This window comes from Deinococcus gobiensis I-0 (assembly GCF_000252445.1).
GTDB classification, from domain to species: domain Bacteria; phylum Deinococcota; class Deinococci; order Deinococcales; family Deinococcaceae; genus Deinococcus; species Deinococcus gobiensis.
Window position 1 is genome coordinate 2,080,644 of sequence record NC_017790.1, and the last position, 25,197, is coordinate 2,105,840.

Consider the following 25,197-nt stretch of genomic DNA (forward strand, 5'->3'; position numbering starts at 1 on the left):
CGCTAGCGTGGCGACATGAGCGCCCTGACTCTGCTGCTCGAAGGAGGCGTGGCCCTGTCCGGCACGCCGACCTCCGCCGACCCCGAACAGGTCTCCCTGCTGGCCCAGGCCTCGGAGGTGGACGGCGTGATGCTGCGCGACGTGACCCTGCATGTCGGGGCGCGTGAACAGACGCTGCCCTGGCTGTACGTGCCCTACTGGCGCGTGCTGGCCTGCGGCGTGGCCGAGGCGCAGGGCGAGCAGGACGCGCAGGAGCAGCTCTCGGCCGTCATCCAGGGTGTGCGCAAGGGCCAGTACGGTTCGCGCGGCGCAGGCGAAGGGCTGCGCGCCCTGGAAGGCGAATAACGTCGCCTGAACGCGGAGCAGGGGGCCTCCGGGTCAGCGGTATCCCGGAGGCTCCCCCACGTTTTCAGCGCTGCTCGGCTCCAGACAGCGCCCCCTCCAGGACCTATCGTCCGGCGGCAGGTTTCACAGCTCGCTCGTCTCCGGGTGGAAATTCACCTCGCGGATGTAGCGCAGGTACTCGGCCTCGCTCAGCGCCTCACGCTTGCCCGCCAGCGACACGAAGAAGGCCTCCAGCACGTTCGTGGCGAAGTTGCGCTTGCCGATGCGCGGCGTGGTCGTGATGAGCCGCGCCACGCCGCGCTCCCGCATCCAGCCCCGGTCGGCCTCGGTGATGGTCTGGGTCAGGACCGTCTTGCCGCGCAGGTCCCTGGGGGCGTAACGCTTGACGTAATGGGTGTCGCCCGCGATCACGTCGGCCCAGGCGTAGTAGCGCGTGCCCTTGCCCTCCACGCTCGTCTCCTGCTTGGCCCCGGTCGGATAGAACCAGTCCTGCGGCAGCTTGGTGATGGCCGGCAGCACGAGGTGCGCCACCTTGCGCAGCGCCCCGATGCTGCGGATGGGCCGGTCGATGTTCAGCCCGAAGATGATGTCGCCGTACACCACGTCGGCCCCGCGCTCGGCCAGCGCCTCGGCCATTCCGAAGCGGTCCACCGCCGAGACCATCAGGACCTTCCGGGTCCGCCAGTTCAGGTCGGCGTCGAGCTGGGCCACCGCGTCGCGCTCCAGCGTGTTCTTCAGGCCGCTGCCGTCGAGAACCGGCGTGAGCTTGGCGTGCGAGACGAGTTTGCGCACGTTGCCGAACACGTAGCGGCGCCCCCCGGCCAGCACGTACAGGTCCGCGCCGCCCAGCCCGAAAGCGTCTACCCGGCCGTCGAGGGCCTGGAACAGCTCGGCGGCCCTGCCCGCGTCGCCGTCGGTCCCGATACGCTCCAGCACGAAGGGCTGGCCCAGAACGGTCAATTCCTCGCGGGCGTTGCGCTTGCTGTTGCCCAGAGACACGCTGACGACATGCTTGAAGCCTGCGGGGGCGGGATGCCAGCCGCTGAGGAGATCGCTCATGCCGCGCATTCTAGGCGCGCAAGCGTGAAGCTGATGACAATGTGATCCCAGGCCGGCTTCATATGTGTGGCCGCCGCCGCGGCGCCTGACCCTCTATGCTGGGGCACGGAGGAAGGGAAACGACGTGCCGGAGGCCAAAACAGAACAGAAGATGACGCCCGAGCGTTTGGGAGAACGCCTGTCGGGGGACCGCAAGGTGCGCGCGGTGGCGCAGGCGGGGAGCTACGGTACCGAGTACGCCTGGGCGGGCAGCCAGCCCACCTTCCTGACCTTCGAACGCGGCCTGCTCTCGGCGCAGACGGAAATCCGCGGTGGGGTGCGTCTGGAACGCCTGCCCTACGAGCAGCTCGAAGCGTGGCGCGACTGGGACGCGGCGCGCCAACAGGCGCCCCTGGCCCTGCTGGCGACCAGCCGGGTGGTCTACGACCCGACCGGCTTCTACGGCCGCATCCAGCGCACGCTGTGGAACCTCAGCGCCGCGCAGCTCGCCGCCTACCGCAGCGACCTGACCCTTCAGGCCGAGGACGCCCTGAACGCCGCCGAGGGGGTGCAGTCGGGCGGCGGTCAGCCCCTGCTCGCCCTGGCCGACGCCCGGCGCGTGGCCCTGGACCTGCTGTACCCGGCGCTGCTCACGCACCTGCACGCCTGGGCCGAGTTCGAGGTACGGCTGCCCCACGCGTGGCGGGCGGTGGCGGGCCTGCGCTTTCCCAAGGCGGTCTACCGGCTCGAAAATCTCTACGGCTTCGGCGGGGAGGCCGAGGCCCGGCGGGCGCTGCTCGCCACGCGCGGCCTGGGGCTGGTCGAGCAGGAGCGGCGCGCCCGGACCGCCTTCCAGAGCGGCTACTACGACGGCGCGGTGCGCTTGCTGCGCGACGAGACGGCCCGGCTGCACCGCGCGGACCTGGAACGCTGGGCCTACCTGAGCAGCGCGCGGCGCGACAAGCTCGGCACCCTGCTCGGCGTGACCCTCTCGCCGCTGGGACCGGCGGCCATCGAACTGGCGCGGCAGCTGCTGGAGGACGTGCGCGAGGGCCGCTGACCCGCGCGCCGACCGGGCCTGACCACCGTCCGCATTTCGTTCAAGCGGAGAACAGAATCCGGCCCGCACTCTTGCGGGCGGGAGCTTCCGGGACCGGCCACTCTGCCGGCCACCGGAGGTCGCGGCCCGAATGCCGGGCCCCAGCCCCCTACACCCCGGCGGGGGCACTCATCGGATTGGGGACAAAGGCCCCCTGGACACGGTTTAGGGTAAGGTGTCGGACGAACACCAAATCGAACCACACACCAGGGACGGCCCTTTCAGGCCGGTCGCTGCGGGAGAGTGAATCTACAGGCTATGCAGTTACTCCGTAAGGCGCACGAGATCGAATACCGGGACAGCCAGGGCGTGGACCGCGCCGCCCAGGTAGACATCTGGGCGAGCGCGGGCGGCGCGCGGGTCGTGCTGGTGCTGCGGAACCTGCACGCCCCCACCTGGCCGGCCCAGAGTGGCGCACAGGCGCAGGCCCGCGCCGCCGTGCGCGCCCTGTCGCACAGCGCCCTGCCCTACCTGACCCGCCCCGACGCCGAACTGCTGGTGCTAGTGCTGCGCCCCTGCGAGGAGGGCGAGAAGGCCCGCGCCCTGGTGCTGCCCCTGAGCGCCTGAGGGGCGGAGCGGAGCGCGGCGGTCCCTGAGCATAGGGGCCGCCGCGCTCCGCTGTGAACGCCTATTCCAGCACGTACTTCACGCCTTCCTCGAAAGCCACGCGGGCGGTGTCGCCGCGCGCCAGCACGACGTTGCGCCGCCAGGGCATCCAGTCGGGCACCCCCTCGGCGCTGCGCAGCAGGCCCCGCAGGCCCACCTCCGCGTAGCGGGCCGGGCCGCCCAGCAGCGCGGCCAGGGCGGCGCGCACGGCCTCGGGGTCGCGCAGGGGGCCGGTCAGGCGGGCCGAGGGCACCTCGATGTCGCCCTCCGGCATCTCGGGCAGCGGCTCGCTGCGCGGGCGGGTGGGCGCGGGATGGGGGCGGTACAGGTCCACCCGGAACCCGTCGAAGGCCAGCAGCGCCGCGCGGGCCTCGGCCTCGGGCAGTGGGCGGCTGAAGCTGAGGTGGATGTCCAGCTCAAAGCCCCGCGTGCCCTTGTGGGTCCCGGACTGGGGGGCGCTCACGCGCCGGCCGCCGCACTCTGTTCGAGCAGGAGACGGTGGTTGCGCGCGTGGCCCGACACCATCCGCAGCCAGTCGAGGGCGTCCAGCTCGCCGAAGAAGGGGTGCCACATGGTCCGGCCCGGCGTTTCGCGGACCCCGGCGGCCACCTGCTCGAAGGCGGCGCGGTGCTCGGCCCAGCGGGTCTCCCAGGTGTCCCAGGCCAGCCCGTCGGCACTTGGCGCGGCGAAGGGCGGCGTCTGGCGTTTGCCGTCCCTGAGGGTGCCGGGAACCTGTGCCGAAGGCGTCAGCTCGCGCTCAGAGAGCAGCAGCCCCAGCAGCCGCGCGATGCCCATATCGATCAGCACGACATGTTCGGCTTCCTGGGCCGGCGACCAGTCGCGGCCGGGCTGGGTGCGGGTCCAGTCGGCCTGCCGGGCACGCAGATGCGCTTCCAGGCGGTCGAATTCCTTGGTCAGGCGGGCGCGCGCCTCGTCGGGGGTGGCCCCCAGCGCGCGCAGGCCGGCCGGGTTTTGCAGGGTGGTCATGGCCCCAGTGTACCGCCGCTCCCGGCCCCGCCCCGGCGCTCAGCGCCCCAGGCCCTCCGTAAAGGCGACCGTGGCAGCCCACTCGGGGTGGTCGATGAGGGGATTGCGGTTGCCCTGGCGCACATAGATGGCCGCGTTGCGGTGGCGCTCCCAGTCGCCGGGGGGCTGCGCCGCGTGCCAGCCGAGCAGCACCTCCAGCGCGGCCTCGCCGTACTGCCGCACCACGCCGGGGTAACGCAGCAGGAAATACAGGGTGGCGCGCGCCGCCGCGCCCTTGCCGTACGCCGGTTCGAACTCGCCGGGCTCCCGCCGCCCGCAGTCCGAGCGCAGGGCCTCGCCGTAGTCGGGAAAGTCGAAGTAGGGCGTGTTGCCCCGGAAACTGTTGCAGTCCGGCTCGCAGGAAAACAGGTGGTGCAGGTCGCCGCGCATCGGCTCGCGCTTGGCGAACCAGCTCTGCGGCACCACGTGCTCGCAGTTGTAGGGCAGCGCCTCTTCGAGCGCCCCGGCATCCAGCCCCTCACGCGCGGCCAGGGTCAGGCGGCGGGCCTCGGCGGCGCGGTCGGCGGCGATCAGGTCTTCGGGGGCATGTTCGCGGGCACTGTAGAGGCTGCGCAGGCGGCCGTCGGGCCACAGGTCCACCCAGGGGTACACCTCTTCCTTGGGGTCGTAGCCGCGCGGGCGCGTGTGCGTGCGCGCCAGCAGCGCCGAAAGCGCCACGAAGCGGGCCTGGGGGGAAAGGTCGGCGGCGAGGTCGGCGTAGTAGGCGCGCGCCGCCGCCTCGTCCTGGGGGTCGAGATAGGGCCGGTCTCCGGTCGGCGCTGCGGGAACGGCCGGAGCCGGGTCTGTCCTGGGCCGGGTCGCCTCGGGGCCGCCCAGGCGCAGGCGGACGGTGAGGGGCAGGGTCAGGGTCCCGCCGGCTTCAGGCGCCAGGTCGAGCGTGCCCAGGTCGAGCACCGGTCCCGAAGCGGCCACCGCTTCCTGGGGCGGCGCCGGGCGCTGACCGGCCAGCGCCTCAGCGAGGAGCGGCGCGGTCTGGGGGGCCGAGGCCTCGGGGCGCAGGCGCAGGTCCTCGACCAGCCGGCTCACGCGTACGCCCTCGTTGGCGACCCAGTCGATGAGGGTGTCGGGGTCGCCGGGGGCGAGCGGCTGCCCGTCGCGGCGCAGCACCCGGCCCTGGGCGTCGCGGCGGGGCACGCCACTGTGGTGCAGCGCCACGACTTCCCAGGCGTCGTTGAACACGGGGCTGCCGCTGGAGCCGGGCGCCGTGTCGGTCTCGTAGTGCAGGAAGTCGGGCAGCAGGTCCACGAGGCGGTTCTCGCGCAGCGCGATCTGCTTGGGTTCGCCGCCCGGGTGCTGCACGATGCTCAGCGCCTCGCCCAGCAGCACCTTGCCCTGGGCCGCCAGCAGGGGCAGCCACCCGTAGGCCGAAGTGTCGCCGCGCACCGCCACCAGGGCGTAGTCCAGGGGCTCGGAGGTCAGGAACAGGGTGTCCGGGTCCAGCGCCAGTTCGGCTCCTGTCCGCAGCGCGCCGTCGCCGCCGAGTTCGTAGCCGAACTGCACGGCGGCCGTGCGGGCCGTGGCCGCCGACTCCAGCACGTGGTGGTTGGTGAGCAGCAGCCGCGGGCTGCACAGCCAGCCGGTGCCGTAGCCCACGGTGCGCCCGCGCGCGTCCCGCAGCACCACCCGCCCCACCGCCCGCGAGGCCGCCCGCGCGAGGTCGAGGTACGCCACGCCCACGAGGTCGTTGGCCCCCAGCACCCGCTCCAGCCCCAACCGGGCGTCGGTTCCCAGGCGGGCCGCGACGGTCTGGGCGTCGGCCTGCCCCTCCACCACCGCCTGCGCCTCGGGCAGGGGCACGCCCAGGCGGGTCAGACGGGCCTCGGCGCGCGTGGGCGTGTCGGCGGCCAGCGGTCCCCCCTGCTCCAGCCGGGCGCGGCACGACTGCCGGGCCTCCCCGCGCCCCAGGTAGCGGGCCTGCGTCTCGTCGAGCACCTCGCGCGGAATGTCCATGGCCGCAGCCTAAGGGTCGGCCCTGACCCGCGGTCGCAGCTTTTCCGGCCCCGCGTTGAGCCGGCCTTCATCCCCCCGCCGCCACCCACCAGCGCTCGGATCGGCCCGTGGGGGCGGCCCGGCGCCCTGGACTCGGCGCAGTTCAGTTCAAGGAGGCGCGGCAGAGAGAAAGTGTCTGCCGTTCTGCTCGTCGCCCTGTCTGCCGGCTCTGTCCGGGCCGCCCCCCCGCCCCCCGCCCACCAGCCCGGCAGCGGCGCGGCGATCTGGGCAGGCTGAGCTTCCCATTCCCAGACCACTGCGGTGACCTTTTTCATGGCCCCGGCCACGCGGGGACGCCGGGGCCGGCCCTTTTCTATATCCTGGGGCCATGTCCGAGTCTCCTGCGGCCTTGACCGTGCCGGCCTCCCTGGCGGCGCGCCTCCGGCACCTGACCGGGGCCCTGGCCGCCGCCCGGACGCGCGCGGAGGTTCTCGACCTCGCCTTCCAGGGGGCCGCCCTGTTCGGAGCGGCCGGAGTGGCCCAGGGTCCCGGTCTTTCCGGCGAGCGCCCGGCCGCTGTGGCCGGCACCGGCGCGGCTGGCCCCGTGGATCACCTCGCCCTGCCACTGGACGAGACCGGGGCCCTGGGCACCCTGGCCCTGGACTTCCGGCCGCCCAGAACCCTGACCTCCGCAGAGCGCCGGGCGCTGGAGGCGCTGGCCCACCGCACGGGCCTGGCCCTGCGCCGCGCCGACCTGCTGGCCGAGCTGGAGGCCGATTCCCCCGCCCTGACCGAGTCAGGCGCGGTCCCCGGAGTGGACGGAAGCGGCGCAGGGCCAGGCCCTGGGACCGCCGCGCCGAGCGAGGAACAGGCCGCGCTGCGGACCTTCGTGCGGTTCAGCGAGGCGGCGAGCCACGCCACGACCATGGAGGACCTGACGCGGCTCGCCCTGCACGCCCTGCGCGAGATTCTGCCGGGCAGCACGGCCGGCTTCTACGAGCGGCGCGGCGAGTCGTGGTGGCCCCGGCTGCTCGACGACCGGATTTCGGACGACCTGCGCGGGCGGCTGGAACAGGGGCTGGCCCCGGAAACGCCGGTCATGGCCCAGATGATCGCCCAGCAGGCCCCGGTCTTCATCGACGACTGGGACGAAGCCGAGCAGGACATCGCCCACACGGCCGAGTTTCAGGCGGTGGCGCTGTATCCGGTGGGGCAGGGCGGCGAGATCGTCGCGGCGCTCGCGGTGGGCCTGGAGGCTCCGGGCCGCTGGGACGCCCGGTCGCGCGGGCTGGTCGAGGCCCTCGGGCGCAGCTTCGCGCTGCTGCACGAACGGGTGGCCGCCGCCGAGGAACTGCAGTGCCAGCGGCTCGAAGCGCAGCGGCAGGTGCAGGTGCTGTCGGCCTTCGCGCAGCTGGCCCGCCACCTGCTGCGCGAGACCGACCGCTACGCCCTGATCCGGCAGGCCCAGCAGATCGTGCTGTCGCTGCTGCCCCGGGGCTGCGCGGTGTACTGGGAACCGGAAGGCGGACTGTGGCGCATCAGGGCGCAGACCGGCCAGTTCGGCCATGAGGACATCCAGCAGGCCGCCAGTGCCGGACTGCCGCTGGACATGGCCCTGCTGGCCGGCCCCTGGGCCACCGGCGAAGCGCTGTACCAGGACCGCTACGCGGCCGGCACCGATATTGCGGCCGCTCCGCAGAGTCAGATGCAGACCGCCGCCAGCCTTCCCCTCAAGGTCGGCGGACAGCTGATCGGCGTGTTCGTGGTCGGTCTCTTCGAGCAGCGGACCTGGACCCAGGCCGACCGCACGATGCTGGACACCGCCGCGCAGAGCCTGAGCCTGGCCCTGGAGCGCGCGCAGGGCGCCCTGGCCCTGGCCGACCGTACGGCGGAGCTCGAACGTGCCAACCGCGACCTCCAGACCTCCAACGAGGAACTGGAGGCCTTCACCTACAGCGCCTCGCACGACCTGCGCGCCCCGGTGCGGCATGTCCAGGGCTTTGCCGAGATGGCCCAGCGCGCCCTGGACAAGGACCAGCCCGGCAAGGCCCGCGAGTACCTGGGGGTGGTGACGGGGGCCGCCGACCGCATGACCGCCATGATCGACGCCATGCTGGTGCTGTCGCGGGCCGGACGCACCGAGATGCGCACCCAGAGCGTGCCGCTCGCGGCCCTGACGCAGCGGGCGCAGCAGGACGCGCGCATGGAATTTCCGGACCAGGCGGTCGAGTGGGACGTGGGCGACCTTCCGGCGGTGCAGGGCGACCCGGTGTCGCTGCAACAGGTGATGACCAACCTCCTCTCGAACGCCGTGAAATACAGCCAGGGCCCGGCCCCCGCCCGCGTGCGGGTCTGGGCCGAGGACCGCCCCGGCGAGGTGGCCGTATTCGTCCAGGACCACGGCGTCGGCTACGATCCGCGTTATGCCCGCAAGCTGTTCGGGGCCTTCCAACGCCTGCACACCCAGGCGGAATTTCCCGGCACCGGCATCGGGCTGGCGACCGTGCGGCGCATCGTGAGCCGCCACGGCGGGCAGGTCACGGCCCAGGGCGAGCCGGGCGCGGGCGCCACCTTCGGCTTCACCCTGCCCAGACCCTGATCCGGACCTGCCCCGGCCGCCTTCCGGCCAGCGGGGTGGCCAGCAGGCCAGTGGTCGCCCGGCCCGCGCAGGAATACACCTGTGGACATGCCTTTCACGCAAGACATTCAGGCGACGATCCGGGCCGCGCTGCCCGAGATCGGCGCGCGGCTTCTCCGCACACCGGAACAGGACCTCCCCGATCCGCTCGACCACCTCGAAGTCCGCTGGGTGGTCAAGGAGACCGGCGTGGTGGTGGTGACGGTCCGTCCCCGCTTCGGCAGCGCGGCGATCTCGGGGCGCAACTGGTTGAACACGGCGTATTTCGAGCTGCGCCCGAAGGTGGTGGACTGCCACCTCGTCTTCGAGCGTACCCTGCCCGAATTCTCGACCTCGGCCTGAGGGCCGTGGCCGGGTCACGGCGGGGAGAGGCCGTGCCGCACGTGATCCGGAGGCCCAGGGCGTTACAGCCAGCCGAAGAGCAGCGCCGCCACGAGCCCCCCCAGCACCAGCGCCGCCACACCGACCGCGCGGCCCAGACCGATCAGGCCCAGTACCGCGCTCGCCGCGAAGGCGACGAGGCTGAGGATGCCCGGCACCCGGCTCAGGCCCGCGTCACCGCCCAGCACCGCGCTCAGGAGAAACAGCAGGATACCCGCCAGCAGAAGGCCGCCCGTCAGGATCATGGGGCCGTTGTAACACGGGGCCCCGCCGTCCGGAGCCGCACCTGCGCCGCCCCCCGGCCTCTCCCCCGCCGCGAAGGTCAGGACCGGACGTTTCACGCTTTTGCCGCAGCGCCGCCTTCCTATACTGCCCCGATGACGGCGCGCGTTTCCTCGACCACGGAGTTGGCTGAACAGCTCCAACACCTGACCGGGCAACTCGCCGCCACACACACCCAGTCCGAGGTCCTGTCGGCGGCGCTGGCGCCGGCCATCGGCGCGCTGAACGCCCTGTCCGGGGCGCTGCTGCTGCTCGACGGGCAGGGGCAGACCCTGTCCATCGCGGCCGTGCAGGGCGACCAGGGCAAGACCGTGTGGCAGGACGGCCCCCTGACCCCCGCGACGCCCGCCGGGGACGCGGTGCTGAGCCGCAGGCCCCTGTATTACGAACACGCCGGGACCCTCACGCAGGCCTACCCGGAACTCGAAGAACACACGGGCGGCCTGGCGGCGGTCGCCACGGCCATCCTGCCGCTGCTGCTGGGCGAGGAGGTGCTGGGGGTCCTGATTCTGGACTTCCGCGAGCCGCATACCTTCACGGACGACGAACGGCGCTTTCTCTCGACCCTGGCCGCGCAGACCAGCGTCGCGCTGGACCGCTCCAGGCTCATCCGGCGGCTCGGCGAGGAGGCCGCCCGCATCCAGGCGAGCACCGCCCGCTTTCAGCATCTGGTCGAGACCAGCCCGACCGGCATGGCCGTGGGGTCCCTCGACGGCCAGCTGACCCTGGTCAACGACGCCTACCTGCACCTGCTGGGCTACACGCGCGCCGAATACGACGCCGGACAGATCGACTGGCAGGCCCTGACGCCGGAGGAATACCGCGAGCAGGACGGGCGCGCCTTCGCCGCCGCCTTCGAGCAGGGGGTCTCGACCACCTACGACAAGGAGATGCTGACCCGGTCGGGCACGCGCCTACCCGTGCGCCTGACCCTGATCCGCTACGACGGGCGGCAGGTGGTCGGCCATATCCAGGACCTGCGGCTCTACCGGGCGCAGCAGCGCCAGATCGAGGCCGAACAGTGGACGGTGGCGCAGCAGAGCCTGGCCCTGGAAGCAGAGCAGGCGGCCATGCAGACCTCGGTGCAGTTCATGGAGGCCGCCAGCCGGATCGACGACCTCGGGGCCCTGGTACAGCTGGCCCTGGACACCCTCCAGACCCTGATTCCCGGTGCCAACGTCGCCTTCACGCAGCGGACCCCGGACCGCTGGCAGCTGCTCCACGCCTCCGACAACCTCGCCCCGGACCTGTCGCAGCTCGCCCGCACCCAGGGCTTCTCGCCCGACACCCCCGTCTTCGCCGAACTGGTCCGCACGGGGCAGCCCAGCTTCGTCGACGACTGGGACGCGCGGCGTGAGGGTGTGGCGCACAGCGACCACTTCACCTCGGTGGCCCACTACCCGGTCGAGCAGGGCGGCGAGGTCGTCGCGGCCCTGGGCATCGCCGTCACCAGCCAGCGGGGCTGGTCCCCGACACAGCGGGCCGTGATCCGCGCCGTGGGCCGCAGTTTCACCCTGCTCTACGAGCGCATCGCGGTCGCCCGGACCCTGCAGGCTCAGAACGCCGAGCTCATGGCCCGCACCCAGGTGATGGAGCTGCTGGCCTCGGTCACTTCCGATCTGGCAACCCACCAGGGCAACTACGCGCTGGTGCAGCAGCTTCAGGAGCGGGTGCTGACGCTGCTGCCGCCGGGACACGCCGCCTACTGGGAACCTGTGGGAGAGCTGTGGCACATGCGCGCCCACGTCAACGACATCGGCCGTCCCGACCTGATGGCCATCCTGCGCGCCGGGCTTCCCCGGGGGCAGACCCCCACCCTGGACCGGCCCTGGGCCTCCGGCGAAGCGCTGTACCAGGACGACTACGCCGACGGCATGGACGTGGCGGCCGACCTGACCAGGCACGTCTTCGCGGTGGCCTCGCTGCCGGTCGGGGTGGGGTCGGCCCGGCGGGGCGTCATCAATTTCACGACCTTCCAGCCCCACCGCTGGTCCGCGACGGAACAGTCGCTGCTGACCACCCTCGCCCACGGCCTCTCGGTGGCACTGGACCGCGAGGAGGCTGTCAGGACACTGGCCGACAAGGCCCGGATTCTGGCCCAGGCCAACCAGGAGCTGGAGGCGAGCAACGCCGAGCTGGAGGCCTTTACCTACAGCGCCTCGCACGACCTGCGCACGCCTGTGCGCCATGTCCAGGGCTTCGCGGACCTGGCGCTGCGGGCCCTGGACCGGGACCAGCCGGAGAAGGTACGCCGCAATCTGGATATCGTCAGCGGCGCGACCGAACGCATGACCGCCATGATCGACGCCATGCTGGCGCTCTCGCGGGTCGGGCGTCAGCCCCTCCAGGTGCTGCCCTGCGACCTCGCGCAGGTCGTCGCCCAGGCGCAGCAGGACGTTCAGCTGACCTTTCAGGAGCAGGAGGTGGAGTGGGACCTCGGTGAGCTGCCGGTCGTCCAGGCGGACCGGACCCTGCTCCAGCAGGTCATGGCGCACCTCCTGGGCAACGCCGTGAAATTCAGCCTGGGCCAGACGCCGGCGCATGTCCGGGTCTGGGCCGAGCAGCGACCGGCCGAGGTGGCCGTGTTCGTGCAGGACCGGGGAGCCGGATTCAACATGGCCTACGCCGACAAGCTGTTCGGGGCCTTCCAGCGGCTGCATACCCAGCAGGAGTTCGCCGGGACGGGCATCGGGCTGGCGACCGTGCGCCGCATCGTCGCCCGGCACGGAGGGCGCGTATGGGCGCGCGGCGAGGTGGGCCAGGGCGCGACCTTCGCGTTTACCCTGCCTGCCCATCCCCTTGCCGTACCGCCCTCGCCGGAGTGAGGTGAGGGCAGGCCCGTGGCTCCAGGCGTGGCCTACGGATTGACGGTGACGTAAAGAAAGGCGGCCCCGACCTGTTCTCCGTTCTTCCTGACCGTCAGCGTCACGCGGTAGGTGGCCGGCTTCACGTCCGCGGCAGCGGCGAGGGTCAGGCGGGTCTGGACGGCCTGAGCGCCCAGGCCCGCCGCCTTGAGGGCAGGCAGCGAGAGGCTCGCGGGCGTGACACCGATTCCCGGCACGTCCGTTTCCAGGGTCACGTCGCCGCTGATCTGCCCGTTCTGCTGGAACACGGCGTCAACCTGCACGCTCTGGCCCGCCCGGAGTTCATAGAAGAATGCGTCCGGAAAGTTCAACGAGACCCTCTCCGGCACCGGCGAGTACCGCAGGGAGGTCCGCATTCCCTGCGGCAGCGAGCGGGTCGAAAAGACCGCGATATCGTCGTCGGTGACACGCAGCAGGCCGAAGGTCACGACATTCCAGCCCCGTCTCAGGTCCACATCGTATTCGGTGCTGGCCCCGAAACAGGCCTGGGTGCCCTTCAGCCGGACATCCGTATCCGAGTACAGCCGGCCGACCCTCTGGCGGAGGTCCCCCGTGCTCTCCGAGAGTGATCCGTAGACGTCTCCTGCCCCGTTTTGAATGCGGAAGCCCGGATAGACCAGGAAGAGCGACGGGTTCTCGGCCGTCCGTTCCCCGGAAAAGGTGCAGCCGTTCAGGAGCGGCGTCGGGGTGGACGGCGCCGGAAAACTGGCGCTGACCAGGCCAGAGGCACTCACCGTTCCGTAGGTCGTCGGTCCCTCTTCACTCTGGCCGACGAGGGACAGAGCCCCTGAGGTCCAGTCCGGAAGGACGCCCTGGATGCTGGCGGGGTCCACGGAGCTGCTGATGTCCGTGGCCGTCGCGTCCTCGCCCCCCGTCACCAGCAGGCTGAAGCTGTACGGCGTCGCCTTCAGGTTCGCCGGGTCCACCCCACCCATATCCACCGCGAACGTCACGTTCGTGCTCGCGCCCGCCGCCAGCGTCGTCGCCGCCAGCCAGCCCCCGTCCGTCACCTGCACGCTCAGCCCCGCCGGCGCCGCCACGTTCAGCCCCGCCGTGCTCAGCCCCCGGAAGTACGCGTCGGCCTCCGGGTCGGCCTGTGCCCCCGTCTTCTCCGCATTCAGCCGCTGGCCCTGCACCGGCGTCAGCGTCCCTGCCAGCGCCGAGGCGTCGCTGCCGTCGAAGTACCGCACCGTCCGGAAAGGCGTGCCCCCGGCCGTCGGCGCCTGGGCATTGTTCGAGGGGTCGCCGTCGGTGTCGTTCAGGGCCACCGGCAGGAACACGAGGTTCTTGAGGGTCCGGCCCGAGGTGTTGGTGAGCTTGAAGGTGGCCTGGGCGTGGCGCACACTTTTGCCGTTCTCGGTGGTGACGAATTCGAGGGTGGAGAGGGGGATGGTGCCCAGGGCGAGGGGCTCGGGGGCGTTTTCGAGGCGCTGGGCCCCCAGACCGCCGCCGAGGCGCTGGGCGGAGGCGGTGGTCTGGGCGCTGCCGAGATTCTGGAAGTGCAGCTCGTACAGGGCCGACGGCGTGGCGGCCACGGGCGGGGTGACGGCCTCGGGCGTCCGGCCGCACGCCCCCAGCAGCACCGTCAGGGCAAGCACAGACAGCTGGCGGTTCACTGGTGTCCTCCGCAAGGCAGAGGTGATCCGGGGCTGACGATCTTCATAAGGCGAGCGTAGCCCGGTGAGGGGCACTCATGACGCGCAAAGTTGCCCAGACCTGTTCGGCAGGTGGAATGGCCTAGCCACCAATCCATGAAAGGGCCGCCGTGCCTCAACTGCATGTCAGGGCACGGCGGCCGTCTGGCCCTCCTCACCGACGGGCGGGCCACCGAGAAACTCAGCCCTTCACGACGATGTTGATACTCCGTTACTTGTAACACGTCGAATTTATCCGCGCTGCACCGTCATTTCCACCCGCTCGATCCCTTCCATCCCCAGGTAGAGCCGCGCCTGCCAGGTGTCCAGCGCCTCACGCCGGGCCTCCAGATCATGCAGCCCGGCGAGGTGCGCCCCCACCTGGGCCGCCAGGGCCGTCATGTCCGGCAGAGGCTCCGGCACAGGCATCACCATGTCGCGCTCGAGCGCCGCCAGTTCCGTCCGCAGGGGATCAAGGGCCGCCGTCACCACCTCGTCGGGCAGGCCGTGCAGCACCGCGCGCCGCACGATGTCCGCCATCTGCCCGCGCAACTCGCCCAGCCGCGCGCTGTGGTCCGGCGCGCTGGGCTGCTGCCCGCCGGCCGCCTGGGCCAGCGCCGCAGGATCACTCATCGCCTGCACGAACAGCGCCCAGCCTGCCTCATCAATCTTCAGGTGGTTGTGAATCCGGCGGTGCGTGCAGGTCTTCATGCCCTTCACGACGGCCATCGCACTCCCCTGATACGTGTTCCGGCACCGGTAGCTGACGTAGTACGTGCGCCCCTTCTTGGTGTCGTTGTGGTTGCGGAACACCGACAGGCTGCCCCCGCACATGGCGCAGCGGATGTGCCCCGCCCAGAGCGCTGGGAAGCGGGTCCGGGCTGGGCGGTGGTGACGCCGACCAGAGACGAGCGCCCGCACCCGTGCGAACTCGGCCGGCGTCACCATCGGCTCGAAGGTCACCACCGCCGTCTCCCCGTCCGGCCCCGTGAAGGGGCGGCGACCGGTATACGCCTCGTTGGCCAGCACGTACAGCACATGGCGCACGGTCCACAGCCCTTGCGAGGACTTGGTGGGCCGGGGCGGCGGGGTGCCGGCGCGGATCAGCTCGGCGGCGATGTGGGGGCTCCCCTCGCCGGCCAGGGCACGCTCGAAGATCCGGCGCACGACCGGCGCGGTGTCCGGGTGCGGTTCCAGGGTCAGCGACTTGCCACGCTCGTCGCGCACGATCCGGTACCCGTAGGGCGGGCTGCCATGCGGCCATAGGTTGCGGGCGGCCTTGGCGTACTTGCCCCGGTGCAGCCGCTCGGTGATGCCGCTGTAGTCGAACTCGGCCACGCCCGAGAGCATGGTCAGCATCAGCATGCCTTCCTTGCTGCGCAGGCTCATGGGGATGCCTACCGTGTGGACGGTGGCCCCCCGCTTGTGCAGCTCGGAGACGATACCCAGGATCAGGTGCGCCCGGCGGCCGATACGGTCGACGCGCGGGAAGATGAAGTGCAGGCCGGGGTGCTGCTCGGCGAGGGCGTAGTAGCGCGCGACGGTGGCGCGCTCTTCCTTGGCCCCGCTCTCGACCTCGTAAACCGTGTCCAGCAGCGTCCAGCCTCGGCGCTGGGCCTCCATGCGGATCTCTTCCGCCTGGGTGGCCTGGCCGTAATTGTCGTCCTGCTGGAGCGTGGAGACGCGCGTGCAGCCGACCGCAAGGGGCGCTGGGGAGGTCATGCGGCCTTCCAGGGGCACCCAGCGGTGTCGCCGTGCGGGTCGGAGATCCAGATGTAGAGGGCCGTGGGTGGAGGGGTCATCTAAGTTTGCTATGACACTGCACTGAAGCCCTCTTTGTTGGCAAGACTATTGACTAGCCCCTCCGTAGCGCGGCTAATTTCAGGCTCATCACCAACATTTTGGAACACTCGGAACTTGCTCCTAAATGCCTTCAGTGCATCAGAATAATCCGAACTGTGCTGACGAAAATGAACAGGTGCCTGCAAAAAAACACCGAATTCATATTTTTCAAGCAGATTAGGATCAGCTTCTTTGAGGTCGTCCAGAGACTTCAAAAGTCTCAGTGATTGAGTCACCGCTGGATCTATATTTTTTAGATCAAATGATATAATGTGGGCCAAGCTACCAATGCCATCTATTCTAATACGAGCTAGGTCAAATTTATTTTCAAAGAATTCGCCTTTAATGACTAGATGGGACTGATAAACTGTTCCCCTTCTTTCTAGTTCTTTACCAATTTGAAATTGTAGAACTTCCTTGGTGATGCTTTGCTTCTTTTGTTTATCATCGTCAATCTTTATATATAGATCGAATAGTTGGTTTAGCTTTTCCCTAAAGCTCTCACCTTCATTCACTCGAACCGGTTTAGGCTCACTGAATCTCAATGAACCATATGTTTGATTAAATCTATCAAGATAGCTAGGTAAGCTCCGCTCATCCGGGGCCTCCGCCGTAAACAGCTTAGATTCTTTACGAGTATTTCTATTAAGAGGTTTCAGCAATTCCTCTATTTCACGAACCATTGTGCGTATCAAGGCAGCGTCGATAGCAGGCCAAAGAGCCTCAACTAGCTTATCCATGAATGGGCGCACCCGCATGCCGGCATACCCTTGACTGGGATTTTGCAGCACAATGGCAACATTCACCCGCTCGCCGCGTAATTCGTTGGGAACGTACTGAACAATACGCATATAGGTGCGCTGTCCCCAATCAGTCATACGCCCTTCTTCAGGCTTTTTCGCGTCTGGCAGCCTTGCGGACGTGGTCAGAAGAGTCAGAGTCATACTTTCACCATAGCGTGAGTGCGGACAGAGGTAAGGTTGCCCGTTATGATTCTAGCGTAACCGGCCAGCCGGTGGGTTAGAGCCGACACCAGGGCGGTGAGCTGAGCAGACGTAGTGAAGCCCAGCCAGGACGCGGGTACTTCCTGAATGATGGAATTGATGTCGGCCACGGTCAAACTTTGTAACATACCTAACTTTACTAAAACTTCATTTTGATCGTACATATTGAGCTTTGCCAATGTATGGAATACGCCAAAAACCTCATTTGGCCATGCGCCGAGACTACTCGGGAATACAGGAGGAACCATGGTGTTCCAATTAGCCGCGAAACAGTAGCCCTGATCTATAATTACTATTTCTAAGCCGCCACCCGTTCTTGCAGGCCTGATGAGTAGATTTTTTGGATTTTCTCCACTTAAGCCTTGCATAGGAATTGACCGATCCCAATTTGATAGACCAGAGTCAAAAGCCACGACTTCATTTACCACCCAAGGATTTATACATTTTGCACGAAGCTCAGCACGCAATAAGGCCGAAAAGTAATAATCTAGCGTCTGTGAGCCTGGGTAGTATTTTACGGCGAAATGTTCACCGGCTATAAAAGATCCATGACTTTGATTTCTTAAATGCTTATAACCATCTAAGAATTCATCATCCATCCTCATAATACCAACTTCACCGACGCTAAACCCCGCCGCCTCTGCTATACGACTACCAACATAGTCATTAAAAGCAGCTTGATCACCGCTTACAAGATCCCCCTGGGAAGCTCGAATAGACTTGACGATCCAACCTCCAGGCGAACTGGAATCATCAACGATGAGCTGCGCTTTGGCTGAACCAGGAAGTTCTTCTGTCTCCCAGATAGATGCCCGAAGAAGCCGACGCGGTGGGATCAACAGATGACGAGTCATTTTTATCCTCCGTTTTCCTATCCCCAGCAGACCCCGAGCGTCTGCGAGGGTGTGAGTTTCAGAAATGACACGTTGGCATCCGGCGGAAACCGCCGCGCCGGCTTATCCACCGCTTCCAACCAGCTGAACGGCAAGCTCCAGTTGCACTGCGCCACCTCGGCCACATACCGGCCCGAGAGCAGAAACCCGGCCCGGCAGCTCCTCGGATCGTCATAGACCAACCGGCGCAACGCGGTCTGCGTATCTGCCCCGCTCACCTTCTTCAGGTGCTTCACCGCCCGCGCCGACACCCCATACCGGTCGACGGCCTGGTCCACCATCGGCTGCGTGATTCGTAGGAACCCCACCGCGAACTGACACAGGTTCTCCACCACGCGCCAGCCCAGCTCTTCCCCAAACTCGGCAATGATCTCGTCTTCGAGCCCACTCCACCACAGCAAGATGTGGGCCTCTTCGTGGCGCACCACGTCCGTATTCCCGTAATGCCAAGGCTGCACCACCATCAGCGGCCCGTCCGGGTGCTCTGGGGTGCAGCGATTGGAGAAGCCGATGCGGACGCGGATGTCCAGTTCTCGCGCGACGCGCAGGGCGTGGGCCTCGTGACGTAGTTCCTTCTGGACGGCCTTCAGGTAGTAGATGTAATCGCTCGCGAGGTGGGCCGTGTCGTAGGTCACGTGAGGAACCTCTTGTTCGCCATCCAGTAGTCGAACCAGTCCTCTGCCGTCTGAGGTCCGACTTCTGCACCCCCGAAGTTGCGGGGGGCGGCGAGCATCCGCTGCATCTGTTCCGTCTTCAGGATGGGGTAGGCGTCGCCGTGCTTCTCAACCATCTCCTGCAACTCGCGCGGGATCGTGATGCGCGTTTGGCGAAAGGGGACAACCGGGGCGACCGAAGGAGGGCCAGGGCGGCGGGGCTTATCCGCTTGCTCCAGGCTTCCCAGGTCAAAATCGAGACCCAGCGCCGCCTCGAGCTCGGCCAGAGTCCACTCAAGGCCGCGTGCGAGTCCAGCAAGACGTGCAATAGCGAGGTTGCTGACCTCATACCGACCGCCTTCCAATTCGCTGACCGTTGTCTGGTTCAAGACCCCACTGTCTAGAGCAACCTGCTCTTGGCTCTTCCCTAAGGCCGCGCGTCGGACTTTCAGGGCAATTGCCCATGCTGGCAACGTTTTTGCTGCCTTGCGTGGCCTCGGCGTGGTCATGGGGTGCCCTGATACGTAAGTGTGCATATCGGCGTACCCATACGCCAATAGTTGCTCACGGGTTCCCAAATGGTCTAACGCCTAACCCATACTGCTATTGACGTATCACCCGGCAAACCGTATTTTATGGGTATGCAGATGAAGCGATTGAGAGAGCACAGAGAGGCGCGGAACCTTTCGCGCGAAGCTCTGGCACGGGAGGCGGGCGTGTCTGCCGCCTTAATCCAAGCCCATGAACAAGGGAGGAATCACGACACACACGTCAGCGTCGCCTCACCGCTCGCCCGCGCACTGGGTATTCCCATGGAAGAACTTTTTGCGCCAGAGGATATGGGTATCCGGGTAAAGGAACAGGTTCCAGCATGAGCAAGCCCCCCCCGCAGACGGTCGTGCATGTCGCCACGGGCAACCCGGTGGCGGCCAAGAAGCAACAGGACTGGTTGCGCCGCGCACTGGCCACCGCCCCCCAGCAGCCCACGCCGAAAAAGGCCGGCTGAAGAAACGACCCGCCCCCTGCGGCTTTGGACGGCTTCACAGGGGGCAAGGAGGAATTCATGGTAGCAGACGGCAGATACGACATTCGCGTCCCCAGCAACGGGACCCTCGGGTATTACGTGCTCACCGCCGCCGTGCGCGCCGGGCGCGTCACTTACTGGAGCACCGTCAGTCCCGACGAGTCCCTGCTGACCAGCGCCACCCCCGCCACCCTGGCCGAGCACAGCGACACCTACCTCGCTGAGATCGAGCGCTGCCTGACCCTGGCCCGCCGGACCAGCAGCATCTGCCGCGTCAGCGTGGGCTACTCCCCCCTGCCCCCGGCCCCCCTCCAGTTCGACGGCAGCTACTGGCACGCGGGCGGCGCAGCGTGATCCGGGTCGTGACGCGCGCACAGTTCCCCGTCGCCGTGCGCGGGCCCTGGTCGGGTGGGGAAGCCGACATCTGCCGCATGGGCCGGAACTGGGGCGGCCGTCAGGGTGCGGCCCTCATCGCTGCTGCCCAGCAGGGCACCCCCTCCGGCCTGCTGCTGGACCGCCCCGCCGGTGCCCGCCTGTGCAGCTGCACGGACGGTGGCCGGAATCAGCCGCTGGCCAGCTGCCCGCACTGCCGGGGCGAGGGGTGGGTGCGCTGATGCGCCTGCGCCTCCGGCTGCTGGGCCCGGCCTTCGTGATCGCCATGGTCGCCGCCCTCCTGAGCTTCCCCGAGACGCCTGATCCCACGGCCTTCCCCCGGCTGCTGGTCTTCGCGACGAGCCTCACAGCTGCCCCGCTGCTGCTGGTCTGCATCCTCGCCCGCCTCACCCGCACGGAGGTCTGAACCCATGATCGACGCCGACACCATCAACGCCGCCTTCCACTGCCTGAGGACCGAGCAACTCAGCCTGGCCAACTACACCGCCCTCGAAACACGCGTGCGCACTGAAATCGAATCCAAGAAGGCCGAGCTGCTCGCCCTCGGGATCATTGACGGCAAGAACGCCGAGATCCGGGAAGGGCAACTCCGCGACCGGCTGGCCAGCGAACACCTCGAACTCAGTGAAGCGCAAGGGGCAGTGGCCGAGGCCCGCACTGGGGTCACGATCGCCCAGATCGAAGTCGACCGCTGCAAGACGCTGCTGCGCCTGCTCGAAGTCACCCGCCCTAGCTAAGCCCCCGCTGGGAGGGCTGCGCATTCCCCAACCACGCCAGAGGAGATGACATGAACCGTTACCGCTACCAGCTGCCGATGACCCCCCAAGAGAAAGCCCAGCGTCGCCACAGCCGCAAGGCCCGTGCCGCCAAGCGCGCCAAGCGCCAGCGCAAGGCCAACGTTCAGGCCGTCATCGCCCGCACCCGCAAGCCCTTCACCTGGCGCGCTGTGCCCGGCCGCCCCGGCCTGTTCGAGCGCGTCCACATCGGCCGCTAGCCCGACGTCGGGGGCGCGCATCGTACACGCGCACTTCCGCCCAGCGTCAGGACACCCCGCCTCCCTCTCCCCCCATCCGCCCGTGAAGGGCACTACAGGAGCCACCACCATGGCGAAACTCAACGGCACCCAGAACACCGGCACCAGCTTCGAACGCACCGTCCTCGACGAGGGCATCTACGACATGAAACTCGTCAAGGTCCTCGGCTACATGCGCGACGGCACCCCCCAGTTCCCTGACCCCAAACCCGCCGTGATGATGATCTGGAGCTGGTGCGACGAAGCCGGCAACCTGTACCAGGACGACAAGAACCAGACCTACGACCTCGTCGACGTCCTGGGCATGCCCCGCAACTTCGCCTACAACGACAAGAGCGGGTACTGGAAGCGCCTGAGCGAGGTCTCCGGCTTCGCCATCACGGACGCCACCGTCGCGCAGACCGCCCACGACTTCGGCGACTTCATCCTGAGCTTCGACGACATCATCGAAGTCATCAGCAGCCCCGACGCAGAGAAGCCTGACAAGAAGGGCAAGGTCACGGCCGTCAGCGTGGAAGTCAACGGCGTGGAGCAGATCGGCCGCGTGTGCAAGATCGTGGTCAAGAAGCAGCCCGGCAAGAAGGACCCCACGAAGTTCTTCAACAGCATCGGCAGCGTCATGCAGGCCCAGGCCAGTCAGCCGAAGCGGCCCCCCACGCGCCCAGCTGCCGCGCCCGCAACCCAGGCGGCCCCGGCCCAGAGCGCCCCGCCTGCGCGCCCCGCACGTCCGGCCCCGGCCCCGGCCCCGGCTGCCCAGAAGCCGCCCACTGAAGCCCTCTACGACGGCAACGGTGAAGAGCTGCCCTACTAGCCCTTGATCACAAAAAGGGCGACTCGCTGCCGTCCAAAGCCTGCGAGTCGCCCTTTTTGTCCCCCTGAACGAGGTTCCACCATGTTAAGCCTCATCCCCAACGCCAACCAGTACGCGGCCCCTGGCCGGGAGGTTCCCGATGCGCGGTAACTTGTGGAGCAACCCCACCAACGAAATCAAGAACCTCCCCGGCATCGGCCAAAAGCTCGCCAAGCGCGTCATCGAAGACCTCGGCGAAGGTGACCCCCACGTCGCCATCGTGGTTATTGAGCGCAACCCCTTCAACCTGCAGGACGTCGACGGGATCGGTTTCAAGAAGGCTGACCGTGTGGCCAAAGAGGTCTACGGCCTGGGCCCCGACGACGTGCGCTGCGCCCTCGTGATCCGCAGCAAACAGGACGGCGCGCCCCGGCGGCTGAGCCTGACCCTGAAGAACAGCAAGATGAAGGACTTCGTGCCCGTCGCCATCTTCACCAAGTACGGCGTGGCCAGCGACAACCTCACCCAGCTCTTCGACACCGGGCGCTACGGGCAGCACGAGCTGCTGCTGATCGTGGAAGTCGTGGAGGACCGGGAGGAGAAGGGTCTGGACTTCGACGCGGCCCCCGTCACGCCCACCTGGGTCCTTGAGGAACTGTTACGCGACGACCTGGCGCGCGAGCGGATGCTGGACGAAGGCTGCCCGAACTGCCCGGACATCGAGGCCCCCACGCTCGCCCCCGTTCCGCCCCGTGTGGTCCTGGCGCCCCGTGAGTCCGGCGAGGATCTGCCCTTCCCCATCGAGGAAACGGAGACGGATCTCGTCGGGCTGGGGTTGAACTGACGTGACCCAACCCTCCCCACTCTCCTGGGTGGCCCTCCTCCGGCGGGGGGTCACACCGCCGCCCGGCACCATCGAATTCCGCTTCCTCAAGAGCGGCGCCAAAGCCTGGATGCCCTACCCCACCTTCGAGGAACACCCCGACACCTTCAACGCCACCCAAGTCCCCGCCGGCCAGGACGCCTACTTCGGCGTCGCCTTCCGCAAGGACAACACCAGCGGCAAAGCCGACAACTGCCAAGTCACCAACCTCGTCTGGGTAGACGTCGACCTCGTCGACCACCCCGAATTCAGCGACGGCCTGAGCAAAGCCGGCCTCCTCGAAGCCACCCCCGAAGACCTCAAGGCCATGAAGGCCCAGCTGCTGGCCTGGATCCTGCAGGTCTGCGCCGCCCACGATCTCCACGTGCGCGCCGCGGTGGACAGCGGGCACGGCATTCAGGCCTTCTTCGCCCGCCGCTACGGCACCGACCACGCCGACACCGAGCGCTTCAACAAGGCCCTCGCCCTGCTGCTGGGCGGCGACCCCAAGAGCACCGACGTCGCGCGCATCCTGCGCCTCCCTGGGACGCTGAACCTCAAGAATCCCAAGCGCCCCCTGCTCGTCGAGGTCGTGCATCAAAACCCCGAGGCCTGGGTAGAGGACGCGGCCCTGGGCGCGCTGCCCCTGCCCGAGAAGCCGGCACCGGTGGCCTTACCCACACCTAGCCCACGGCCGGCCCTCCCCGCCGGCAGCACGAAGCTCGAAGTCTGGGCACAGAAAGCCTTGGCCGACGAATGCGAGATCCTCCAGAACTCGGTCGAAGGCGGGCGCAACCACCAACTCAACATCAGCGCCGTCAAGCTGGGCAGCATCATCGCCGCCGGCGCACTTGACGAAGCCCAGGTGCGTCAGGAGCTCACTGCCGCTGCTCAGGCCGCTGGACTGGAACCCGACGAGATTCCCGACACCCTGCACAGTGGCCTGACCCACGGCAAGAAGTCACCCCGCGACCTCAGCCACGTGGGCCAGGAACAGGCCGCAGCCCACGGCGTCATCGGCAAGGGCCGGCGGGCGGCAGTCGCGGGGGATGACGACAACCTCACCCCCCAGCCCCCCAGCAGCGGCGTCTACGTGGAGCACAGCTGCTACTACATCGACCGGCCCCGCATGAACAAGGGCAGGATCGTGGACTGGACCCCCGAACGGCTCACCAACTTCGTCTGGGAACCCGCCCTCAAGCTCAACCATTCCGGCGGCATGAGCGGCGAGCGCGGCACCCTCGTCATCCGGGGAGCCGAGCGCTACGAGATACAGCTGGAGAGCCGGGTCTGGAACAGCCGCAAGGACCTGCTCGAAGCCATCGGCGGGTACCGGGCCCTGTGCATCACCACCAACAACGCCGACGTTGCGAAGATCGCCGACTACATCGCGGCCACCTACCCGGATCTGCCTGTAGCTCAGGGCGTCCAGTCCTACGGGTTGCACAAGCACCAGGGCCAGTGGGTAGAGGTCTACGAAGACCTCACGGTCAGCACCTTCGAGACCCCGCCCCTCTTCTACTCGGGCACCCCGGTGGATCCGGGCAGCAAGGCCTTCAAAGCGCCCCGCCTGGGTACCGACGAGCAGGTGGAGGCCGCCCGCCGCGCCATCGTGAAGCTGCCCGGCCTGATCACCCCGGCTGTGGCCTACGCCCAGCTCGGGTACGCGGCGGCCAGCGTCTTCAGCCCACGCATCACGCCCTACCTGGGCAACCGCCTGCCCTTCGTGTACGTGGCCGGTGAGCGCGAATCCGGCAAGACGTCCGGCGCGCAGATCGTCCTGGAACTCACGACCGGTTACTCGGCACGACTCACCAAGGCCAGCGGCATGACGGCCTACCAGTACGACATCGCCCACAGCAGCGCCAACAACATGCTCGCCCTTCTCGACGAGTACCGCCCTGGCGAGATCGACGACGCGCAGCTGCGCAAGCATCACGACCTGGGGACCAAGTGGCGCGGCACAGGCAAGGCGGCCAAGGACCTGGCGTATGAGCTGAACGCGCCCATGATCGTCCTCGGAGAAGGCTTCACCGATGACGCGGCCACCAAGTCGCGCGGGGTCCTGTACTTCACCCGCAAGGCTGACCGTGGGGGCCTGGACGGCTACAGCGAACTGCTCAAGCTGCCGCTGTGGGCCTACGCCGGGCACCTGCACCAGTTGGCCCGCGACTTGACCGACGAGGACCATGCCGCCCGCATGACGGCCGCCGGGGACCTCGCCGGGCAGGCGATCGGGGACGTGGCCAATCCCCGGCTCCGGTATGCCCTGACGTACATCGCCTACGGGCTGCTGGTCTTACAGGCGGATACCGAGGCCATCCCCGACGAGGCGATTCTCAGCACCCTGCGAGAAGGCGTGCACAACATGCTCGAAGGCGGCGAGGAAGGCGTGACCAACCTCGAGCTGTTCCTTGAGCAGCTGTGCTTCGCCCTGGCCAAAGTGCCCAACCCACAGGATTACGTCATCCCCTCGGTCAATGGCACGCTGATCCTGCGCCCACGCATGTGCGTGGACCTGGTCAAGGAGCGCTACCGAGAACAGGCCGCCATTGCCAACGCCAAGCTCTTCGACAAGTACGCCAAAGAGTCCAGCTTCTTCGACCAGGGCGACAAGCACCGTGCTCACGACAGCACTCTCTGGCGCGGTCAGCGTTTGAGGGTGGCAGATGTACCAGAGCGGTGCGATGTGGGCCTCCTGGAGAGCCTGGAGAAAAGCATGCGCCCCGCTGTTGGCGGATTGGGGCCGATGTGACGGGTGTACCGCTGTGTGACGGCCATGTGACGGCTAAAACGTCACATGCTTTTCCCCCTCTGGGAGCGTCTTTTCCCTTCCCTTT

General features: G+C 68.0%; 27 protein-coding genes. 16 read left to right on the forward strand and 11 right to left on the reverse strand.

Features of this window, described 5'->3' with window-relative positions; genetic code table 11:
• The first annotated feature begins 15 nt into the window (after positions 1–15).
• Complete coding sequence (locus tag DGO_RS09780) at positions 16–345, forward strand: hypothetical protein (protein ID WP_014685345.1); 330 nt, start codon at positions 16–18, stop codon at positions 343–345.
• Positions 346–468: 123 nt separating this feature from the next.
• Here the strand turns inward: DGO_RS09780 and DGO_RS09785 are convergent, their stop codons facing one another.
• A complete protein-coding gene (locus tag DGO_RS09785) occupies positions 469–1,404 on the reverse strand; it encodes a hypothetical protein (RefSeq protein WP_043803645.1) in 936 nt (311 codons plus the stop codon).
• Between the two features lie 151 nt (positions 1,405–1,555).
• On the opposite strand from DGO_RS09785, the gene DGO_RS09790 reads away from it, so the two are divergent.
• Both DGO_RS09790 and DGO_RS09795 read left to right on the forward strand, forming a co-directional pair.
• Complete coding sequence (locus DGO_RS09790; protein ID WP_014685347.1) at positions 1,556–2,443, forward strand: hypothetical protein; 888 nt, start codon at positions 1,556–1,558, stop codon at positions 2,441–2,443.
• A gap of 297 nt (positions 2,444–2,740) precedes the next feature.
• Positions 2,741–3,049 carry a hypothetical protein gene (locus tag DGO_RS09795; protein ID WP_014685348.1) on the forward strand — a complete coding sequence of 103 codons (309 nt, stop codon included), beginning with the start codon at positions 2,741–2,743 and terminating at the stop codon, positions 3,047–3,049.
• Positions 3,050–3,110: 61 nt separating this feature from the next.
• On the opposite strand, the gene DGO_RS09800 is transcribed toward DGO_RS09795, so the two are convergent.
• Genes DGO_RS09800 through DGO_RS09810 form a run of 3 tightly spaced genes read right to left on the reverse strand, consistent with a single transcriptional unit; the run spans position 3,111 to position 6,085 of the window.
• Complete coding sequence (locus tag DGO_RS09800) at positions 3,111–3,551, reverse strand: hypothetical protein (protein WP_043801882.1); 441 nt, start codon at positions 3,549–3,551, stop codon at positions 3,111–3,113.
• Entirely contained in the window at positions 3,548–4,075 is a 528-nt protein-coding gene (locus tag DGO_RS09805) for a DinB family protein (protein ID WP_014685350.1), read from the reverse strand. The genes DGO_RS09800 and DGO_RS09805 overlap by 4 nt, the downstream gene beginning before the upstream one ends.
• 39 nt (positions 4,076–4,114) lie before the next feature.
• Positions 4,115–6,085: an endonuclease gene (locus DGO_RS09810; protein ID WP_014685351.1), complete on the reverse strand. Its 1,971-nt coding sequence runs from the start codon at positions 6,083–6,085 to the stop codon at positions 4,115–4,117.
• A 367-nt stretch (positions 6,086–6,452) separates the two neighbouring features.
• Here DGO_RS09810 and DGO_RS21100 point away from each other — a divergent pair, with 367 nt between their 5' ends.
• Both DGO_RS21100 and DGO_RS09820 read left to right on the forward strand, forming a co-directional pair.
• Positions 6,453–8,663, forward strand: a complete 2,211-nt coding sequence (locus DGO_RS21100) for a sensor histidine kinase (RefSeq protein ID WP_145975293.1) — start codon at positions 6,453–6,455, stop codon at positions 8,661–8,663.
• An 87-nt stretch (positions 8,664–8,750) separates the two neighbouring features.
• A complete protein-coding gene (locus tag DGO_RS09820; protein WP_145975294.1) occupies positions 8,751–9,044 on the forward strand; it encodes a hypothetical protein in 294 nt (97 codons plus the stop codon).
• A gap of 62 nt (positions 9,045–9,106) precedes the next feature.
• On the opposite strand, the gene DGO_RS09825 is transcribed toward DGO_RS09820, so the two are convergent.
• The gene (locus DGO_RS09825; protein ID WP_043801889.1) at positions 9,107–9,328 is read right to left on the reverse strand and encodes a hypothetical protein; all 222 of its coding nucleotides are present in this window, start codon (positions 9,326–9,328) and stop codon (positions 9,107–9,109) included.
• 132 nt (positions 9,329–9,460) lie between these two features.
• Between DGO_RS09825 and DGO_RS21105 the strand changes: the two genes are divergently transcribed.
• Positions 9,461–12,190 (forward strand): GAF domain-containing protein, encoded by a 2,730-nt coding sequence (locus DGO_RS21105; RefSeq protein ID WP_014685355.1) that lies wholly within the window; start codon positions 9,461–9,463, stop codon positions 12,188–12,190.
• 32 nt (positions 12,191–12,222) lie between these two features.
• Here the strand turns inward: DGO_RS21105 and DGO_RS09840 are convergent, their stop codons facing one another.
• The 6 genes from DGO_RS09840 to DGO_RS09855 form a co-directional block, all read right to left on the reverse strand.
• Positions 12,223–13,845: a hypothetical protein gene (locus DGO_RS09840; protein WP_043801891.1), complete on the reverse strand. Its 1,623-nt coding sequence runs from the start codon at positions 13,843–13,845 to the stop codon at positions 12,223–12,225.
• A gap of 270 nt (positions 13,846–14,115) precedes the next feature.
• Positions 14,116–15,585 (reverse strand): recombinase family protein, encoded by a 1,470-nt coding sequence (locus DGO_RS09845; RefSeq protein WP_043801893.1) that lies wholly within the window; start codon positions 15,583–15,585, stop codon positions 14,116–14,118.
• 89 nt (positions 15,586–15,674) lie between these two features.
• Complete coding sequence (locus tag DGO_RS21670) at positions 15,675–16,649, reverse strand: DUF3037 domain-containing protein (RefSeq protein WP_083847264.1); 975 nt, start codon at positions 16,647–16,649, stop codon at positions 15,675–15,677.
• Entirely contained in the window at positions 16,646–17,563 is a 918-nt protein-coding gene (locus DGO_RS23245) for a HipA family kinase (RefSeq protein WP_014685359.1), read from the reverse strand. The genes DGO_RS21670 and DGO_RS23245 overlap by 4 nt, the downstream gene beginning before the upstream one ends.
• A gap of 17 nt (positions 17,564–17,580) precedes the next feature.
• Entirely contained in the window at positions 17,581–18,237 is a 657-nt protein-coding gene (locus tag DGO_RS09850; RefSeq protein ID WP_014685360.1) for a hypothetical protein, read from the reverse strand.
• A complete protein-coding gene (locus DGO_RS09855; protein ID WP_043801894.1) occupies positions 18,234–18,644 on the reverse strand; it encodes a hypothetical protein in 411 nt (136 codons plus the stop codon). Before DGO_RS09855 ends, DGO_RS09850 begins: the two co-directional genes overlap by 4 nt.
• A gap of 258 nt (positions 18,645–18,902) precedes the next feature.
• Between DGO_RS09855 and DGO_RS24875 the strand changes: the two genes are divergently transcribed.
• From DGO_RS24875 to DGO_RS09895, 10 genes are all read left to right on the forward strand, one after another.
• A complete protein-coding gene (locus DGO_RS24875) occupies positions 18,903–19,130 on the forward strand; it encodes a helix-turn-helix transcriptional regulator (protein WP_226991503.1) in 228 nt (75 codons plus the stop codon).
• Positions 19,127–19,261, forward strand: a complete 135-nt coding sequence (locus DGO_RS24640; RefSeq protein WP_014685362.1) for a hypothetical protein — start codon at positions 19,127–19,129, stop codon at positions 19,259–19,261. Before DGO_RS24875 ends, DGO_RS24640 begins: the two co-directional genes overlap by 4 nt.
• Before the next feature lie 57 nt (positions 19,262–19,318).
• Positions 19,319–19,633: a hypothetical protein gene (locus DGO_RS09860; RefSeq protein WP_014685363.1), complete on the forward strand. Its 315-nt coding sequence runs from the start codon at positions 19,319–19,321 to the stop codon at positions 19,631–19,633.
• Positions 19,630–19,893: a hypothetical protein gene (locus DGO_RS09865; protein WP_043801896.1), complete on the forward strand. Its 264-nt coding sequence runs from the start codon at positions 19,630–19,632 to the stop codon at positions 19,891–19,893. Before DGO_RS09860 ends, DGO_RS09865 begins: the two co-directional genes overlap by 4 nt.
• Positions 19,893–20,078, forward strand: coding sequence for a hypothetical protein (locus DGO_RS09870; protein ID WP_083847354.1), 186 nt, complete (start codon positions 19,893–19,895; stop codon positions 20,076–20,078). Before DGO_RS09865 ends, DGO_RS09870 begins: the two co-directional genes overlap by 1 nt.
• A 4-nt stretch (positions 20,079–20,082) precedes the next feature.
• A complete protein-coding gene (locus DGO_RS09875) occupies positions 20,083–20,409 on the forward strand; it encodes a hypothetical protein (RefSeq protein WP_014685365.1) in 327 nt (108 codons plus the stop codon).
• 50 nt (positions 20,410–20,459) lie between these two features.
• Complete coding sequence (locus tag DGO_RS09880) at positions 20,460–20,666, forward strand: hypothetical protein (RefSeq protein WP_014685366.1); 207 nt, start codon at positions 20,460–20,462, stop codon at positions 20,664–20,666.
• Between the two features lie 109 nt (positions 20,667–20,775).
• Positions 20,776–21,516, forward strand: a complete 741-nt coding sequence (locus tag DGO_RS23815; RefSeq protein WP_014685367.1) for a hypothetical protein — start codon at positions 20,776–20,778, stop codon at positions 21,514–21,516.
• Positions 21,517–21,655: 139 nt separating this feature from the next.
• A complete protein-coding gene (locus tag DGO_RS09890; protein WP_043801904.1) occupies positions 21,656–22,339 on the forward strand; it encodes a helix-hairpin-helix domain-containing protein in 684 nt (227 codons plus the stop codon).
• 1 nt (position 22,340) lies between these two features.
• On the forward strand, positions 22,341–25,112 hold the full coding sequence (locus tag DGO_RS09895) for a DNA-primase RepB domain-containing protein (protein WP_145975295.1): 2,772 nt from the start codon (positions 22,341–22,343) through the stop codon (positions 25,110–25,112).
• The last annotated feature ends 85 nt before the right edge of the window (positions 25,113–25,197 follow it).